Below are 18,438 nucleotides of genomic sequence, written 5' to 3'. Positions count from 1 at the left end.
AGGCTTGCGGCATCTGATTCCTAATACTCACTACTTCATTACTCATATCTCAATACTATTTAATAAACTCCAATACTTTTTGCCCCATTTCTTGGGTGCCTAAAATTTTTGAAGGTGCTGTGCTACTGTTTGCAATGTCACCGGTTCTCCAGCCTGCCTTCAATGTTTCAGCTACAGCATTGGTAACCGTTTTAGCTTCTTCCTGTAGGCCAAAGCTAATATCAAGCATCAAGGCTGCAGATAATATTGACGCAAGTGGATTTGCTTTATTTTGACCAGCGATATCGTGCGCAGAGCCGTGTATAGGCTCGAAGAAACCAGTGCCATCACCTACAGAGGCAGAGGCCAACATGCCCATAGAGCCTGCAATTTGCGAAGCTTCGTCTGTTAGGATATCACCAAAAAGATTGGCGGTTAAAACAACATCAAACTTCTTTGGATTTTTGACCAATTGCATGGCGGCATTATCAATAAACATGTGCTCTGTTTCAACATCTGGATATTCTTTTGCAAGCTCTTGTACAACTTCTCTCCAAAGACGCGACGTTTCCAGGACATTAGCTTTATCAACAGAGCATAACCTTTTACTACGCGTGCGCGCTGCCTCATAAGCTTTACGTGCGATACGTTCAACTTCGTAACGGTGGTAATTCATTAGATCTGAGGCAAAGGTGTTGTCCTCGTTTCGGTTTTTCTCGCCAAAATACACATCGCCTGTCAATTCACGGAAGAAAAGAATATCTGTCCCTTGAAGAATTTCTGGCTTTAAGCTTGAAGCATCCAACAATTCATCAAATAATAATATTGGGCGAAGATTAGCATACAGACCCAATTCTTTACGGATTTTTAGTAAGCCTTGTTCAGGTCTAACTTTAGCCGATGGATCATTATCATACTTGATATGGCCAATGGCACCAAAAAGGATTGCATCAGAAGCTTTTGCTTTCGCTAACGTCTCGTCAGGTAGTGGGTTGCCTGTAGCTTCAATTGCGGTATGGCCCATGATGGCTTCGTCAAAGCTAAATTCATGACCATAGTTTTCACCAATTTTTTCTAGCACTTTTTTACCCCAAGTGGTTACTTCTTGGCCTATACCATCTCCAGGTATGATTAAAATGTTTTTTTTCATTGTTTTTATAACTATTGAGCCGTTAGTCTCTAAATTCTAACCGCTAACATCTATTTTCTATTCTAGCTGGGCGTTTTCCACATTTCTTATGTGGAAAACACCTCTTTTTTGTGGATAACTTCGGTTGTTGCTTTCACTTCTCCCTTTTCCAACACCATTTTATTATCAATGCAATTGGGTAACTGAGCGTCGAAATGCCCTACGTAGATGAGGGTTTGACCGCTTTTACTCAGATCATCAATGACGTCGTTGAAATACTGTGTCTGCTCTTTGTCCAGACCCTGACATGGTTCGTCCAAAATCAGCAGTTCAGGATGTTTCACGATTGTGCGCGCCAGTAGAGCCAAACGTTGTTGGCCCAGGGGTAATGATCCCAATGTTTTATGTTTAACCTCTTTGAGATCAAAAAAATGAAGAATTTGCTCCAGCTTCTGCTGTTGTTCAAATCCTAATCGCTGATAGAGGCTCATGGAATTAAAGAATCCCGAAGCGATGGTCTGTCCAACGTTGGCATTCATATCGTAGTACCAATGTAATTCTGGCGATATGATCCCCAAATGTTCTTTGATGTCCCAGATACTTTCTCCAGATCCTCTTTTTTTACCGAAAAGATAAATGTCATTGGCATAGGCCTGGGGATGATCTCCATTGATTAAACTAAGCAAAGTTGATTTTCCAGAGCCATTATGACCTTGAAGTAACCACTTTTCACCAGCTTTTATCTCCCAGTCTATGTTTTTTAGAACTTGTTTCTCTCCATAAGAGATATTAATCTTGTTCATTTTTACCATGATCGGAGAAGTTACTTCAGGGGCTCGTTGCAAAAAATAAGGGAGTGCTTTTCTTGTGCGGGGCAATCCTCTGGATATCTCATTGCTATTTTGGCGAATAACAATCTTACCATGCTGTATCTCCGCAAAACGATTGATGCAGCTTGGTTGTTCATCATCATTACTAATGAGCATCAACGTCACCCCTTTATTTGCCAGCTGATCAAAAATGCGATTGAGGTCTTGTCGAGATTGTACGTCTAAACCCGTATAAGGTTGATCAATGATAAGGACCTCTGGCTCGAGCCATAGCGCCTTGATCAATTGTAGTCTTTTATGCTCCCCACTGGAAAGTTCGATTAACTGTTGATCTTTGAAATTTTCAAAACCAAAAATTGTCAGATAGTTGCGTACATCGTCAAAAGAGAGTTGTTCCTCCCGTGCATAATGTTTCAGCTCTGCAAAAACAGTTAACGTATCGTTTTTTGCGAATTTGTTGTACCGCTGTTGATAATAAAAGTTGCGGTCGCCTTCGAGATTGGTAAATTGAAACCAATTGGAAACATAGTGAATTTTCGCTGAAAGGGGATTATTGGAGCCGAGATTGAATTCGATTTTCCCTTCATATTTTAATTGACCGGCAACTGCTTTTGCAAGCGTTGTTTTTCCGGTACCACTCGGTCCTCCTATGATCCATTGTTCACCCTTAAAAATTTGCCAATTTAAATCTTGCAATACGATATCTCTACCGTACTGAACAGTTAAATTGGCAATATGGACGACAGGATCTACCATTGTCTGTTTGCTTCAAATGCTTCGATTGAATCTTTTTGGTTTAGGATAAAGTCGATGTCATCATATCCATTGATCAAGCATGACTTTTTATATGGATTGATTTCAAATTCAAATTGATCGCCTGTTTCTGTCAACATGACCGTTTGTTTCTCCAGGTCGACGATAATTTCGGTATTAGGATTTTGGTGTACCAATTCAAATATCTTTCCTAAAAACTCTTCTGGAACTTGAATGGGTAAAACCCCATTATTTAGCGCATTTCCTTTGAAGATATCTGCAAAGAATGAACTGATAACAACGTCAAAACCATAGTCTTGAATAGCCCAGGCAGCGTGTTCGCGACTAGAACCACAGCCAAAGTTTTTACCCGCAACCAATATTTTTCCCGAATAGGTCGGGTTGTTCAATACGAAATCCGTTTTGGGCTGATTGTCTGTATCAAAGCGCCAATCACGGAATAAATTATCTCCAAATCCTTCGCGCGTGGTCGCTTTTAGAAAACGCGCTGGAATGATCTGATCGGTATCAATATTTTCAATAGGTAGTGGAACTACCCGTGAAGTTAAAGTTTCAAATTTTTTCATTTTTTCAAAGTCAAAATAAAAAACGGAGCTGAGTCTATTAGCCCTCCGTTTTTTATCTGTTTTATTTTTTTCGAACGCTAATTGTTCAAAACCTTTTCTCTTTGCTTTTCATACTCCTCTTTGGTAATAAGCTTGTCATCGTACATCTTTTTTAGCTCTTGTAATTTAGCTGATAATGATGTGTCTGTTGACTCTTTTTTTGCTCCGCTACCAAGAGGTATCAATTCATACGTATGTTGCTCTTTATATTTCATGGTCCATAGAAATGGAACGAGTACAAATATACCACCGATAATAGCTCCGACGTCAGCTTTTTCATTTCTGGAAAAACTGGTAATAAAAGGCTCATAACCTTCTTTTTCTATTTTCAAGTCAGTTGTGCTGCCAACGATTTTGGTGTCTTTATAAGAATACGGTGTCGTACCCGCGTACTCTCCTTGAATATAAACTTTTGCTCCAACAGGATTCGATTGAATCAATGTTTTGCTTGCGCAACTGGTAAAAAGTGTAGCCCCCGCTAAGATGATAGATGTAATTTTAGTAGTACTTTTCATTTTTAGATTAATATATTTTACGTTTTAATTTTTTTAGATCAACTCTCTTACATCTGTTATTTTACCTGTTACTGCTGCGGCAGCTGCTGTTAAGGGGGATACCAGCATGGTACGTGCATTAGGCCCTTGACGTCCTTCGAAGTTTCTATTTGAAGTCGAAACGCAATATTTGCCAGCAGGTATTTTATCTTCGTTCATTCCTAAACATGCGGAGCATCCCGGTTCGCGTAGTTGGAATCCTGCAGCCTCAAATATGCTATCCAAGCCTTCTTCCTTAGCTTGTTTTTCTACTTGCTTTGAGCCTGGTACAATCCATACTTCAACGTCCTGTGCTTTTTGCTTACCCTGTACGAAAGAGGCAACTTCACGTAAGTCTTCGATACGGGAATTGGTACAGCTTCCGATGAAAACGTAATCAACACGGTTGCCAAGCACTGTTGAATCATCTTTAAAGCCCATGTAGTCCAATGCTTTTTGATACGATGGTCTTTCCGATTCTGGTTGAGCAGTAGTTGCCGGAATATGTTCTGCAATTCCCATTCCCATCCCGGGGTTGGTACCGTAAGTAATCATGGGAGCGATGTCTGCCGCATCAAAAGTCAATACTTTATCGAAAATGGCATCGTCGTCGGAATATAATGTTTTCCAGTAGGCTAACGCTTTATCCCATTCTTCTCCTTTCGGTGCGAATTCACGGCCCTCTACATAGTCGAAAGTGATCTGATCCGGAGCAATTAAGCCTCCGCGAGCCCCCATTTCAATGCTCATATTACAGATGGTCATACGCGCTTCCATACTTAACGAACGGATCGCTGAACCAGCATATTCTATAAAGTAACCTGTACCGCCGGCAGCAGAAATTTTGGAGATGATATATAGGATGATATCTTTTGCTCCAACACCTTTTTGAAGGGTACCGTTGACTTCAATTTTCATTGTTTTGGGCTTCGATTGCAATAGACATTGGGTAGCGAAGACCTGTTCAACCTGAGAGGTTCCGATACCAAAAGCGATAGCTCCAAAAGCGCCGTGGGTAGAGGTATGGCTATCGCCACAAACCATCGTTTTGCCCGGAAGAGTGATACCCAGCTCTGGACCAATAACGTGTACGATACCTTGGTAGGGGTGCCCCAAACCGTATAATTCAATACCAAATTCAGCACAATTTTTGGTGAGCATATCAACCTGATAGCGCGATAGTTCTTCTTTGATTGGTAAGTGCTGATTAAGTGTCGGTACGTTGTGGTCGGCGGTAGCTACCGTTTGTTTTGGACGAAAAACTGGGATTCCTCTCTTACGTAGGCCATCAAAAGCTTGAGGTGAAGTAACTTCATGAATTAAATGGGTGTCGATATATATAATATCTGGGAACCCTTCCTCACGCTTGACGACGTGCGCATCCCAAATCTTTTCTACTAAAGTTTTTGACATTTTTTATTCTCTCTTATGTTATTTTTATATTAACCAAGGTGATATTGTAAATGTCTCAATATCACCTTGGTTTCAATATACTAAATTACGAAATTTTCATGATTTTGAAGCATGTATAATTCCGTACAAACTTTAAACAGTTTTGATCGCTTTCATTGCGGTCATTGCTTTACGCAATTTGCGCCCAACAATTTCCACGGGGTGGTCGCGCAAAATTTCATTGATAACAACTAATTGAGCATTATCAACTGAACCATCCCGGCCTTCGTTAAAGTTTTTACCGACTAAATCAGTATCTACAGTTTTCATAAAGTCTGCCAACAACGGTTTACAAGCCTGATCGAATAGGTAACAACCGTATTCAGCTGTATCAGAAATCACACGGTTCATCTCGAACAATTTCTTACGGGCAATTGTGTTGGCGATCAATGGTGTTTCATGTAATGATTCATAGTATGCCGACTCAGGTTTGATACCCGCTTCAACCATTGTTTCAAATGCCAATTCAACACCTGCACGGATGAACGCAACCATCAATGTATAGTTATCGAAATATTCTTGTTCGCTGATTTTAACATCACCTGCTGGCGTTTTTTCAAATGCAGTTTCACCCGTTTCAGCTCTCCATTTCAATAGGTTGGCATCCCCGTTTGCCCAGTCTTCCATCATCGTCTTGCTAAAGTGGCCTGACATGATGTCGTCTTGATGCTTTTGAAATAATGGGCGCATAATATCTTTCAATTCTTCGGAGATCTCAAAAGCTTTCACTTTCGCAGGATTGCTCAAACGATCCATCATACCGCTTACACCACCATGTTTCAACGCTTCAGTGATAACTTCTACACCGTATTGTACCAATTTGGATGCATAACCAGCTTCGATGCCTTTTTCGATCATTTTGTCGAAAGATAAGATCGAACCTGTTTGCAACAATCCGCAAAGAATCGTTTGCTCACCCATCAAATCTGATTTCACTTCAGCTACGAATGAAGATTTCAATACGCCTGCTTTGTGGCCACCTGTTCCTACACAATAAGCTTTTGCTTCAGCCCATCCTTTTCCTTGCGGGTCATTCTCAGGGTGAACAGCAATTAAAGTAGGTACACCAAAGCCACGAAGGTACTCTGCGCGAACCTCAGAACCTGGACATTTTGGCGCAACCATGATGACCGTAATATCTTTACGGATCTGCATGCCTTCTTCCACAATGTTGAAACCGTGTGAATACGATAATGTAGCGCCTTCTTTCATTAACGGCATTACGGCGTTGATAACTGAAGTGTGTTGTTTATCTGGGGTCAAGTTGATGACTAAATCTGCAGTGGGGATCAATTCTTCGTAAGTTCCTACATTAAAATTGTTGTCCGTAGCATTTTTCCAAGAATCTCTTTTTTGTTCAATAGCTTCTTTACGTAAAGCATAAGAAACGTCCAATCCGCTATCTCTTAAGTTTAAACCTTGGTTCAAGCCTTGTGCGCCACATCCTACGATTACGATTTTTTTACCTTTTAAAGCATTTACGCCATCCGTGAATTCGGTGTTGTCCATGAATTCAGCGTGACTTAATTGTTCTAACTGCTCTCTAAGCGGTAAAGTGTTGAAATAATTTGCCATTGTTTTACTTTCTTTCTGTTATGGGTTGTTGATTATTTGTTTTAACTATTGTACTAATCTGCGTTGCGCCATGGCATAGCCAAAATGAACATTGTCATGTCCAGATGTGAGGGCAATAACCTCTTCAATGGTTTCCATTGGATAACCATAGGTTGCTGTTGAAAAGGAAGTGATTTCTCCAAAGACACCATTGTCATAATCTGCGGCAATTTGTTCAATACTACGGATTGCGATTTCTTTTAATTCATCAATCTCCGCTTGTTCAACAAAGCGGGTCGGTTTGGTGTCTTTTTTATAATCTTCATTATATTTCACCCAAGCCGTATCGGCTTTAATTCCTGTACGCACATAGATCAAGGTCTGGGTACTGACAACGATATGCGCAAAATTCCAGATGATATTGTTGTTAAATCCTACAGGAATTTTGTTAAGCTGTTCTATAGAAAGACCTTCAATTAATTCAATGAATTTTTGACGTGACTTTAAGATAAATTTAAATGTTTCTTGCATGATATTTTTAATGCTTACATTGTAAATACATCATCTCTTTTGTCGAGATATTCGTTTTCGACAATTTCTTCAGAAGGCTCTTGGGCTTCAAACTGAACCAATTTGGAGTGGAAGCCAGCACTATCCTTGATGATGGCAATACGGGCTCCACGTACAAATTCGATCAAGCCGTATTTTGTCAACTCTTCGGTTAACTTATCAATCTCTTCGCGGTGACCGGCCGTTTCAAATACAATATAATCGTTGCGGATCACAACGACATTCGCACCGTATTGACGTAACAACCGCTCAACGTAAACTTTTTCATTCACAACATCCGCAGGCACTTTATACAACGCCTGTTCTTGCCAGATCACTTCATCATTGGTGTTGTAATAGGCTTTGAGGATGTCAATCTGTTTTTCCAGCTGACGGCAAAGCTTACGCAGAACATCCTCCGCTTCCGTGATCACAATGGTAAAACGATGTATCCCTTCCACTTCAGAAGGGGAAGTGTTCAAACTTTCGATATTGATTTTTCTTCTCGAAAAAATTGTTGAAATCCGACCGATAAGACCGATCGAATTCTCTGTATATAGGGTGATGGTATATTCTTGTTTTTCCATGTTAATTCTACTTTAAGCGTATCTCAGATACCGATGTTCCTTGAGCAACCATTGGGAATACATTATTTTCCTTACCAACCATCACTTCCAATAGATAAGCTCCGTCATGATCAATCATTGTTTTCAGCGCGTTGCGGAGATCTTTTCTTTCCGAAATCTTCTGACCGTCAATGTAATAGCCTTTCGCTACAGCAACAAAATCAGGACTGGTGATGTTCACGAATGAATAGCGCCTGTCGTGGAATAATTGCTGCCATTGACGCACCATGCCCAGGAATTCATTGTTGAGGATCATAATTTTAACTTTTGCACCAAATTGCATGATCGTTCCCAACTCTTGAATGGTCATCTGTATACCACCGTCGCCGATGATGGCCACAACAGTTTTTTCTGGAGCGCCGTACCAAGCACCGATAGCTGCCGGAAGTCCAAAACCCATGGTTCCCAAACCTCCTGAGGTTACATTTGATTTGCTGTTATTAAATTTAGCATAGCGACAAGTTACCATTTGGTGTTGACCAACGTCGGTTGTGATGATCGCATCACCTCCCGTCAATTCATTCAGCACATTGATGACTTCACCCATCGTCATAATATCTGTTTGCGGATGAAGTTCATCCTGGATCACTTCCTTGATTTCTTCTTTTTCAAGTTCGCGGAATTGCGCTAACCAAGCAGAATGGTCTGTTGCATTTATCAATTCCGTCAGCATCGGGAGTGATTCTTTACAGTCGCCCCATACAGGTACGGTTGTCTGTACATTTTTGTCAATCTCAGCTGGGTCTATATCCAAATGGATTACTTTTGCCTGTTTGGCGTATTTATCTAAACGACCCGTTACGCGGTCGTCGAATCGCATACCGATAGCAATTAACACATCGCATTCATTGGTCATTACGTTTGGCGCATAGTTACCGTGCATACCAAGCATGCCGACATGAAGTTTATGGTCTGTTGGGAGAGCGCTCAACCCCATAACAGTGCTTGCAGCAGGGATGCCAGCCTTTTCGATAAATGTTTTAAATTCCTCCTCGGCTTTTCCTAAAATGATTCCTTGTCCCCAAAGAACAAATGGTTTCTTGGCATTGTTGATTAAGGCTGCCGCTTGTTCGACATATTCTTTTCGTACTTGTGGCGCAGGTCTGTAGCTGCGTACGTGGTTGCACTTTTCGTAACCATAATAATCAAACAATTGCAATTGCGCGTTTTTAGTGATATCGATCAATACCGGCCCTGGACGGCCAGTGCTGGCAATATAAAATGCTTTTGCAAGTGCAGCTGGAATTTCAGTGGCGTCGGTAACTTGATAGTTCCACTTGGTGACCGGTGCCGTGATATTGATGACATCAGTTTCCTGAAATGCATCAGTTCCTAATAGTGAAGCGAAGACCTGGCCTGTGACACAGACGATCGGGTTACTGTCAATCATGGCGTCAGCCAATCCAGTAACTAAGTTTGTTGCTCCAGGACCACTTGTCGCAAAGACGACACCAGTACGACCTGAAGTTCTTGCATAACCTTGCGCCGCGTGGATTCCACCTTGTTCATGGCGCACTAAAATATGCTTCAGACGATCCGTATAATCATAAAGGGCATCATAGATAGGCATAATTGCGCCTCCAGGATAACCAAATACGGTATCAACTCCTTCGCTCAATAAGGCTTCCAATACAGCTTTAGATCCCGAAATTTGTGTCGGAGTTTGTTGTGCTGCGGTCGCCTTATTTTCTGTTATTTCCAGTGTACTCATTACGTTGATTTTTTTGTTGATTATTCAGTCTTTTTAGTATTTAGATATTCGATCTGAGACCTTAAGCGTCGATTGTTTAGGTCTTTATTCGCTTAAAGTCTCTGTTTTTTATTTTCTACTGATCCGTTACACAGCCTTCTGAGGCGTCGGCAACTGTTTTGGCGTATTTGTATAAAACTCCCTTGCTAACTTTTAACGCTGGTTGTACCCAAGCGGTACGGCGTTGTGCGATCTCCTCATCCGAAAGGAGTACATTGATGCTGTTATTGACCGCGTCAATCTCGATAATATCATCATCATGTACAAGGCCGATTAAGCCGCCTTTGTAAGATTCCGGTGTGATATGCCCGACGACAAAACCATGCGTTCCACCAGAGAAACGGCCATCGGTGATTAAAGCAACAGATTTACCCAAGCCTGCACCAATAATCAATGATGTCGGTTTAAGCATTTCAGGCATGCCTGGTGCGCCAACAGGACCTTCATTTTTGATCACGACAACATCTCCTGGTTTGATTCTACCAGATGCAATACCGGCCACTAAATCATGCTCTCCATCGAATACGCGTGCAGGACCAGTGAATTTTTCACCTTCTTTACCGGAAATCTTGGCAACAGAACCTTTCTCTGCTAAGTTCCCATAAAGAATTTGTAAGTGTCCAGTAGCCTTGATTGGATCGCTCAAGGGTTTGATAATCGGTTGGTCATATTCCATGATTGATTTAACATCAGCCAAGTTCTCAGCGACCGTTTTTCCTGTTACCGTAATACAGTCACCATGAAGTAAACCTTCATTTAAAAGATATTTCATGACAGCAGGAGTTCCACCAAATTGCTGAAGATCTTGCATCAAGTATTTACCGGATGGTTTGAAGTCAGCTAATACAGGGGTTTCGTTACTCATACGTTGGAAGTCATCTTGCGTGATATCTACGCCTACGGCTTTACCAATTGCGATAAAGTGAAGTACAGCATTCGTACTACCGCCCAAGATAACAATGGTACGTAGCGCATTCTCAAATGCTTTACGTGTCATGATATCAGAGGGCTTGATATCTTTCTCAAGCAGCGTGCGGATATGTTGACCTGCCTCTAAACATTCATTTTTCTTTTCTTCCGAAATCGCAGGGTTGGAAGATGAGTATGGTAAGCTCATGCCCAAGGCTTCAATTGCCGAAGCCATGGTATTTGCTGTATACATTCCGCCACAAGCACCAGCACCCGGACAGGTATGTTTGATAATGCCTTCATAGTCTTCATCGGAAAGATTTCCACAGATGCGTTGTCCCAATGCTTCGAATGCAGATACAATATTTAATTCTTCGCCTTTGTAGTGGCCAGGAGCGATGGTACCGCCATATACCATTAAAGAAGGGCGATCCAAACGGGCCATTGCCATAATTGCACCAGGCATGTTTTTGTCACAGCCAGGAATAGAGATCAAGCCATCATAATATTGTCCACCGCAGATTGTTTCGATACTATCAGCGATCACATCCCGGCTTACCAACGAATAACGCATCCCATCGGTACCATTGCTCATACCGTCACTGACGCCAATAGTTCCAAAGGTCAAACCCACTAAATCATTATTCCAAACGCCCTTCTTGACGATTTGTGCTAAATCATTTAAGTGCATATTACACGTATTACCATCATATCCCATGCTGGCAATACCGACCTGTGCTTTGTCCATGTCGGCATCTGTAAGACCGATACCGTAAAGCATGGCTTTTGCAGCAGGTTGCGTTTCGTCTTGTGTAAATGTACGGCTGTATTTGTTCATTGCGTTTTCGCCGTTAGATGATGACTTCATAATTTTCGTTCTCTAATACTAAATTTTTATAACGTCTTTGGATTGATGCCCCTATGCTGTGTTCCCACGCTTCTTGATAGATGACATCATCGACTTGTTTGATTCCGATGATTTCTGCGGCAGTCCCACATAAGAAGGCGCTGTCTGCGGTGTAAATATCTTCAACAGTCAGTTGCTTTTCGATAACTTCAAAATTTAACTTTTTACAGATATTTTTTACCGTTTGGCGTGTAATGCCCGGGAAGATGTTTTTCGTGGGCGGTGTATAGATTTTGAAATCTTTTTCGATAAAGATGTTTTCACTGGATGCTTGGGCAACATAACCTTCGTGGTCGAGCATTAAAGCTTCGTCATACCCTCTTTCGATGGCTTCCGTTGTGGCAAGAATGGAGTTAACATACTGCCCAGAGATTTTCGAGTCAATTTTAAACGATTTTGGATTAGGTCTTTTGATATCCGAAATACATACCCGTAATAAGTTTTGACCAAGATATGGACCCCATTCCCAGGCTGCAATCATGATTGTTGCTTCGGTTGATGAGGTTAAGTGCATATTTGAACCGGTCAATACCAATGGACGTATATAGGCTTCTCTGAGGTTATTGGTGGCCAGTAGCTCATAACAGATGTCGATCAGCTCTCTATTGCTCCAACGATAAGGAATATTAACCCCTTCACATGATCTCTTCAAACGGTCGAAGTGCTTATCAGCTTTAAAGATACGGGGGCCATTGTGGGTATTATATGCGCGTAATCCATCGAATACAGCATACCCATAATGCAGTGACTGTGCAAACGGATCCAATACCGCTTCGGAAGCTTTTACAAAAGCTCCATTTAAATAGATCAATGTATTTTTATCGTAGTATTTCATAACCCTAAATTTACCTCAGTATAATAATTCCCTTCGTGGTGTTTTTGGTGGTAAATCATGTGATCTCAAGTTTTAATAAAAACTTTCGAATTTCATTTCCTCAAGGTAGTAGGAATTCCAATAATTGACAATAGGCAAACTGCTAATTTTGAATTTAGAATAAAATTTTATATTAGTGTGTTTTAACGATTTTTATTGATTAAAAATTAGGTTTATTCGGTTTTATATTTTGTTAGTCGTATACCGTATTTAAAATTGGTCTACTGTTCTATAAAATTATTTTTTGTGACAACGGTCAATTTTCTTCTTAAAATGATGAAAACGTCAAAAAAACTTTAAAAAAAAAGCTTCCGATATTTCTACCGGAAGCTTTTAAATTTTATAAAATCGATTTGATTTAATCTCCGATAATTCCTTCAGCAAGCACGGTAATGACATTGTCTTTTGCTTCGACAACACCACCTTTAATGAACACTTCTTGTTCACCTTTACCTTGTTGAATAATTACTTTTCCATCTTCCAAAGTAGAAACGATGGCAGCGTGGTCTTTCAAAATTTGGAAAGAGCCTGCAGAGCCAGGTACAGTAACAGCTGTTACTTCGCCTTCGAATGCTAATTTGTCAGGAGTGATAATTGTTAATTTCATTATTCTTAGATATAATCTAAATTAAACTGCTTCTGCTAATAATTTTTTACCTTTTTCGATAGCATCATCAATGTTACCTACTAAGTTGAAGGCAGCTTCAGGATACTCATCTACTTCACCGTCAATAATCATATTAAAACCTTTGATGGTATCTTTAATATCTACCAATACGCCTTTTAAACCTGTAAACTGCTCTGCAACGTGGAAAGGTTGTGATAAGAAGCGTTGTACACGGCGTGCACGGTGTACTGTTAATTTATCTTCTTCAGATAATTCGTCCATACCTAAGATGGCGATGATATCTTGCAATTCTTTATAACGTTGAAGAATTTCTTTTACACGTTGAGCGGTATTGTAATGTTCGTTACCTAAAACGGCTGGAGAAAGGATACGAGATGTAGAATCTAATGGATCCACGGCAGGATAGATACCTAACTCAGCAATTTTACGAGACAATACTGTGGTTGCATCCAAGTGGGCGAAAGTTGTCGCTGGAGCAGGGTCAGTTAAGTCATCGGCAGGTACATATACGGCTTGTACAGAAGTGATTGATCCATTTTTAGTTGATGTGATACGCTCTTGCATCAAACCCATTTCCGTTGCCAACGTTGGTTGGTAACCTACGGCTGAAGGCATACGACCCAATAGGGCTGATACTTCAGAACCTGCTTGTGTAAAACGAAAGATGTTATCAATGAAGAATAATACATCACGGCCCTGACCTTCGCCATCACCGTCACGGAAGTATTCCGCTACTGTCAAACCTGATAAAGCAACACGTGCACGTGCACCAGGAGGCTCGTTCATTTGACCAAATACGAATGTACATTTTGAATCCTTCATCAATTCGTGGTCTACGGTGTCTAAAGGCCATTCGCCTTTTTCCATGCCTTCCATAAAATGCTCACCATATTTGATGATACCAGATTCTAACATCTCGCGCAATAAGTCATTACCCTCACGTGTACGTTCACCTACACCGGCAAATACAGAAAGACCACCGTGACCTTTTGCGATATTGTTGATTAATTCTTGGATTAATACGGTTTTACCTACACCGGCACCTCCGAATAAACCAATTTTACCACCTTTAGCATATGGCTCTAAAAGGTCAATAACTTTGATACCAGTAAAAAGTACTTCGGATTCAGTTGATAAATCTTCGAATTTAGGTGGCACGTTGTGAATAGGACGGCCATTCTCCTTATTCAGATTTTGGATCCCGTCGATGGCATCACCAACTACATTGAATACACGACCTTTGATTTCTTCACCAACAGGCATTTTGATAGGAGCACCAGTATCGACAACTTCCATTCCGCGAACTAAACCTTCAGTTGCGTCCATGGCAATTGTACGTACACGATCCTGACCTAAGTGTTGTTGAACTTCTAATACAACACGTTGTCCATTTTCTTTTTGAATGTACAATGCATCGTAAATTTTAGGTAGATTTTCACTGTCGGCGAAGTTGACGTCAACAACTGGGCCGATAATCTGCGCTATTTTACCAATCTTGGGCATATTATAGGGACTAAATATTTATTAATCAATTTTATATAAGAGACATAAAAGGCCTCTTTTTTGGTCAGCAAAAATAAGGTTATTCGTATTTAAAAACAAATAGAATTTATAATTAAATTATAAATTTATTAACGTAGGTCAAAATGTTATCTATTGTAATTCTGTCTGTTTCAATTTCGATCTATGCAAAGATAGTTATTCTTCCTTAACCTACACTGCTAAATAAAATCGACCTGTAATCGAATGGTTCATGGATTCGCTACAGGTCGATCAAGATACATCTCCTAATTTTAGAAAAAAGAGTGCTAGATTTTTTTGTTTAACTCGTCTTGTAGCTGGCGCTTAAGCAGTTGTTCTTTTTCCATAGCCTTTTTGCGAAAAGTTGCAAATTCTTCCTGGGATTGCTCTGCTGTCTTTTGGAATTCGACTGTATCCACTTTCGCCTTTCGGTAGGAAAATAGAAAGATAAATGTCGCTACTGCCAATATCCCAATGATCGTCCAAACAACTGTATTGTAAAAAGCTTTCGATGTATTGATTCCCAAGAAAGATAAACTTTCTGTCTTTTCCTTCTCTTGCGCCAGCTGATCGTTTAAGACCTGGATAGAATCTTGCAAATTTTTTGTGTTCGAAGAATAATTGCTTGAAGATGATTTCAAGGAGCTGATTTCTTTGTGAAGTTTTGCTACAGTATCAATCACATTTCTTTTGACAATTTCAAGATTGGATTTACGCACCATCTTGAAATCATAGTTGTTTTTCGAAATATAGTTAAGGTGGTCAAATTGATTGGACAAACTTCCTTTTTTTAATCCATCGGGACTATACTTGAAGGCATTATCCTGTTGTACTGCTTTAGCCGGGGGAGCCGTGGCAGGATTTTGTGCCTGTAGTGTAGTATATGATGAAATAAATAAAATTGTAAAGAATATAAATGCTAATCTCAATTTGCTCATGTTGTTTATAGTTATAAAATGCATCATTTAGCTTTTCCTAGATGTAAAGCTAGGATATACCTGTGATAAATATAAGGAATAATTGAAAAAACGAAAATTGAAAGTGAATATATTCCTATTGTTAGGTCAGATTTTCCTGCTTCATTTTTAAGGTTCAATAGACCAGCTCGGTAAATAACGAAGAAAGGACATGATCTTTTCCTTATAAATAGCCGTATTCAATTTAAAGAAATAGGCTCCTTTCTTCGAGTTTTCTTTATCCTTTTCTTGAAGTTTGATGATAAGATCTGAAGATAGCAGTTTTCGGCTGAAATTGCGCTTATCCAGCTCGATATTATACACGCCTTCATAGAGCGCAGCAATTTGCGGAATGGTAAATTTCTCAGGTAGCAATTCAAATAATATGGGATACAACGCTGCTTTCATGCGTAGGCGGTGCTGCGCTGACGTAATCATCTGATCGTGGTCGAAGATAAGTGTTGGGCGCTCTTGCAAAGGAAACCATTTTGCTTCGTAATCATCACTGATGATATGTTTATACTGTTGCGTATCAATCAGGGCAAAGTAACAGATGCTGACAACGCGATCGTTAGGTTCTCGGGTAGGCTCCCCAAATACGCTACATTGCTCCATGTATACATTTTCAAGGCCTGTTAGCTGTCTCAGTACTCTGCTTGCAGCTTCTTCAGGACTTTCATTGGATTGAACGAAACCTCCCATTAGGCTCCATTTATTTCTTTCTGGTTCGAAATCGCGTTTAATTAAAAGTACTTCTAGGGATTCGCCGTTAAATCCAAATATGATACAGTCTACAGCCAAAAGGATCCCTGAATCTTTTTTATAATATTCCATTTTCTATCGTTTTATCGTTTTATCTGACTTCACCCCACCAATTCCATGGGCAAAACTATGTAAAAAAGTAAATAGCTAAAAATAAGTATAATAATTGTCTGATATACTCCTTTAAACAGTCGTTTATGCCTATATCAGGATTTAGGGTCAATCATAATTTGCTGCTATGAAGTTAGATTAATTTTTTAAATATGAAAATTTTCTTTCATATTTAAAAAATTAAATGTTTATTTGACACTAATTATTTTTTTCAATGCTAACTTTACAGATGGAAAATTGAAAAGTAAGACGTTAAGAACAATTATAAGTTATAAACCAAATTCAGCAAAAATGAATAAATCGCATGTCATTGGGGTGGACTATGGAAGTGATTCGGTCCGTTCGGTATTGGTCGATGCTAACAATGGCGAGGAAATCGCGTCTTCGGTATTTTACTACCCGCGTTGGAAAAGAGGTGAGTATTGTGATGCTGCTTTAAGTCAGTTCAGGCAACACCCTTTGGATTACATCGAAGGATTGGAAGCGACCATAAAAGATTGCTTAAGCAAATCGGGATTAAGCAATATCGGTGAAACCGTAAGAGCGATTTCCGTTGACACAACGGGGTCTACTCCAGTTGCCGTAAATGAAAAGGGTATTCCGCTAGCTTTAATGGCAGAATTTGAGCACAACCCCAATGCCATGTTCGTCTTATGGAAAGATCATACTGCCGTTCAGGAAGCCAAGGAGATTAACCTTCATAATCAAAATAGTTCAGTCGATTATCTGAAGTATGTGGGTGGCGTCTATTCTTCGGAGTGGTTCTGGGCCAAATTGCTTCATGTTTTTAGGGTTGATGAAAAGGTGCGTGCCGCCACATATAGCTGGGTCGAGCATTGCGATTACATTCCTTTTCTATTGACTGGAGGGACAGATGTAACTTCTATGAAACGTGGTGTCTGTTCGGCTGGTCATAAATCGCTATGGGCTGAAGAATTTGGAGGATTGCCTCCTAACTCTTTCTTTTCGTCGCTAGACCCCTTATTGGATGGTATCGTAGACCGACTGTTTTCCGAAACCTATACGGCCGATAAAGCTGCTGGTCAACTTTCGGAAGAATGGGCACAACGATTAGGTCTTACGACGTCGGTCGTTGTCGGTGTAGGTGCTTTTGACTGTCATATGGGTGCGGTCGGGGGGCAAATTGAACCGTATTATTTAAGTAAGGTGATGGGAACATCTACTTGCGACATGCTAGTTGCTCCAAAGGAGGAAGTACAGCATACTTTGGTGAAGGGGATCTGTGGGCAGGTAGATGGTTCGATTATTCCGGGAATGATTGGCATGGAGGCCGGACAATCTGCATTTGGTGATGCTTACGCATGGCTGAAGCAGGTTTTATTGTGGCCAACGAAGAATTTAATACAAGAGGTTGAAGGTATGTCTGAAGAAAACCGTGAACAGTTGATCGCCACATTGGAGGATAAGCTATTGTTTCGTTTAAGTGAGCAGGCTGCGTTGCTTCCCGTAACAGAAGCGTCCGAATTAGCAATTGACTGGTTCAATGGTCGCCGTACACCCGATGCAGATCAATCCTTGAAAGGTGCGATTACGGGTTTGCACCTCGGAACTGATGCTCCACGTATTTTCAGAGCCATTGTCGAAGCGACATGTTTTGGAGCAAAGGCGATTGTGGACCGCTTTGTCGCCCAGGGTATTCCTGTAAAAGGTTTGATTGGTTTGGGTGGTGTCGCAAAAAAATCACCTTTTATTATGCAAATGATGGCCAATGTAATGAATATGCCGATTCGTATCCACAAAAGTGAGCAGACCTGCGCTATCGGCGCAGCGATGTTTGCCGCCACGGCAGCGGGTTTATATGACCGCGTCGAAGATGCAATGGCAGCGATGGGACAAGGCTTTGAACAAACTTATATACCCGAGGAGAAATGGGTGCCCATGTATGCTCAACGCTACGAACGTTACCGCGCTTTGGGTGCTTTCGTAGAAGGAAAAGAATTGCGTGCCCTTACTGTTTAACCATTCAAA

16 protein-coding genes are annotated in these 18,438 nt (G+C 40.6%); 1 reads left to right on the top strand and 15 read right to left on the bottom strand.

Annotation, left to right across the window (positions count from 1 at the left end; translation table 11 throughout):
* Positions 1-55: 55 nt before the first annotated feature.
* The 15 genes from leuB to VXM68_RS03015 form a co-directional block, all read right to left on the bottom strand.
* Positions 56-1,129, bottom strand: coding sequence for a 3-isopropylmalate dehydrogenase (leuB, locus tag VXM68_RS03085; RefSeq protein WP_367210430.1), 1,074 nt, complete (start codon positions 1,127-1,129; stop codon positions 56-58).
* A gap of 86 nt (positions 1,130-1,215) precedes the next feature.
* Complete coding sequence (locus tag VXM68_RS03080) at positions 1,216-2,694, bottom strand: ATP-binding cassette domain-containing protein (RefSeq protein WP_367210429.1); 1,479 nt, start codon at positions 2,692-2,694, stop codon at positions 1,216-1,218.
* Positions 2,688-3,278, bottom strand: coding sequence for a 3-isopropylmalate dehydratase small subunit (leuD, locus tag VXM68_RS03075; RefSeq protein ID WP_293957010.1), 591 nt, complete (start codon positions 3,276-3,278; stop codon positions 2,688-2,690). Before leuD ends, VXM68_RS03080 begins: the two co-directional genes overlap by 7 nt.
* A 77-nt stretch (positions 3,279-3,355) precedes the next feature.
* Entirely contained in the window at positions 3,356-3,832 is a 477-nt protein-coding gene (locus tag VXM68_RS03070) for a PEGA domain-containing protein (RefSeq protein WP_293883949.1), read from the bottom strand.
* Between the two features lie 33 nt (positions 3,833-3,865).
* The gene (gene leuC, locus VXM68_RS03065) at positions 3,866-5,263 is read right to left on the bottom strand and encodes a 3-isopropylmalate dehydratase large subunit (RefSeq protein WP_367210428.1); all 1,398 of its coding nucleotides are present in this window, start codon (positions 5,261-5,263) and stop codon (positions 3,866-3,868) included.
* A gap of 132 nt (positions 5,264-5,395) precedes the next feature.
* On the bottom strand, positions 5,396-6,877 hold the full coding sequence (gene ilvC / locus VXM68_RS03060) for a ketol-acid reductoisomerase (protein ID WP_293957008.1): 1,482 nt from the start codon (positions 6,875-6,877) through the stop codon (positions 5,396-5,398).
* A 45-nt stretch (positions 6,878-6,922) separates the two neighbouring features.
* The gene (locus VXM68_RS03055) at positions 6,923-7,387 is read right to left on the bottom strand and encodes a DinB family protein (RefSeq protein ID WP_293957007.1); all 465 of its coding nucleotides are present in this window, start codon (positions 7,385-7,387) and stop codon (positions 6,923-6,925) included.
* A gap of 14 nt (positions 7,388-7,401) precedes the next feature.
* Positions 7,402-7,992, bottom strand: coding sequence for an acetolactate synthase small subunit (gene ilvN, locus VXM68_RS03050; protein WP_293957006.1), 591 nt, complete (start codon positions 7,990-7,992; stop codon positions 7,402-7,404).
* 7 nt (positions 7,993-7,999) lie between these two features.
* A complete protein-coding gene (gene ilvB / locus VXM68_RS03045) occupies positions 8,000-9,742 on the bottom strand; it encodes a biosynthetic-type acetolactate synthase large subunit (protein WP_293957004.1) in 1,743 nt (580 codons plus the stop codon).
* A 115-nt stretch (positions 9,743-9,857) separates the two neighbouring features.
* On the bottom strand, positions 9,858-11,558 hold the full coding sequence (gene ilvD / locus VXM68_RS03040; protein ID WP_367210426.1) for a dihydroxy-acid dehydratase: 1,701 nt from the start codon (positions 11,556-11,558) through the stop codon (positions 9,858-9,860).
* The gene (locus VXM68_RS03035; RefSeq protein ID WP_293957001.1) at positions 11,542-12,432 is read right to left on the bottom strand and encodes a branched-chain amino acid transaminase; all 891 of its coding nucleotides are present in this window, start codon (positions 12,430-12,432) and stop codon (positions 11,542-11,544) included. Before VXM68_RS03035 ends, ilvD begins: the two co-directional genes overlap by 17 nt.
* 397 nt (positions 12,433-12,829) lie before the next feature.
* Positions 12,830-13,078, bottom strand: coding sequence for an ATP synthase F1 subunit epsilon (gene atpC / locus VXM68_RS03030; RefSeq protein ID WP_209578172.1), 249 nt, complete (start codon positions 13,076-13,078; stop codon positions 12,830-12,832).
* 21 nt (positions 13,079-13,099) lie between these two features.
* Complete coding sequence (atpD, locus tag VXM68_RS03025; protein ID WP_046673738.1) at positions 13,100-14,602, bottom strand: F0F1 ATP synthase subunit beta; 1,503 nt, start codon at positions 14,600-14,602, stop codon at positions 13,100-13,102.
* A 305-nt stretch (positions 14,603-14,907) separates the two neighbouring features.
* A complete protein-coding gene (locus VXM68_RS03020; protein WP_367210425.1) occupies positions 14,908-15,558 on the bottom strand; it encodes a hypothetical protein in 651 nt (216 codons plus the stop codon).
* 147 nt (positions 15,559-15,705) lie between these two features.
* The gene (locus VXM68_RS03015; RefSeq protein ID WP_294185369.1) at positions 15,706-16,410 is read right to left on the bottom strand and encodes an NUDIX domain-containing protein; all 705 of its coding nucleotides are present in this window, start codon (positions 16,408-16,410) and stop codon (positions 15,706-15,708) included.
* Positions 16,411-16,740: 330 nt separating this feature from the next.
* On the opposite strand from VXM68_RS03015, the gene VXM68_RS03010 reads away from it, so the two are divergent.
* On the top strand, positions 16,741-18,429 hold the full coding sequence (locus VXM68_RS03010) for a ribulokinase (protein WP_367210424.1): 1,689 nt from the start codon (positions 16,741-16,743) through the stop codon (positions 18,427-18,429).
* Positions 18,430-18,438 lie beyond the last annotated feature (9 nt).

The sequence above is a fragment of the Sphingobacterium sp. R2 genome (assembly GCF_040760075.1).
Lineage (GTDB): Bacteria > Bacteroidota > Bacteroidia > Sphingobacteriales > Sphingobacteriaceae > Sphingobacterium.
The sequence above is the reverse complement of the archived record's forward strand: the minus strand, read 5'-3'. Positions and strand labels throughout refer to the sequence as shown.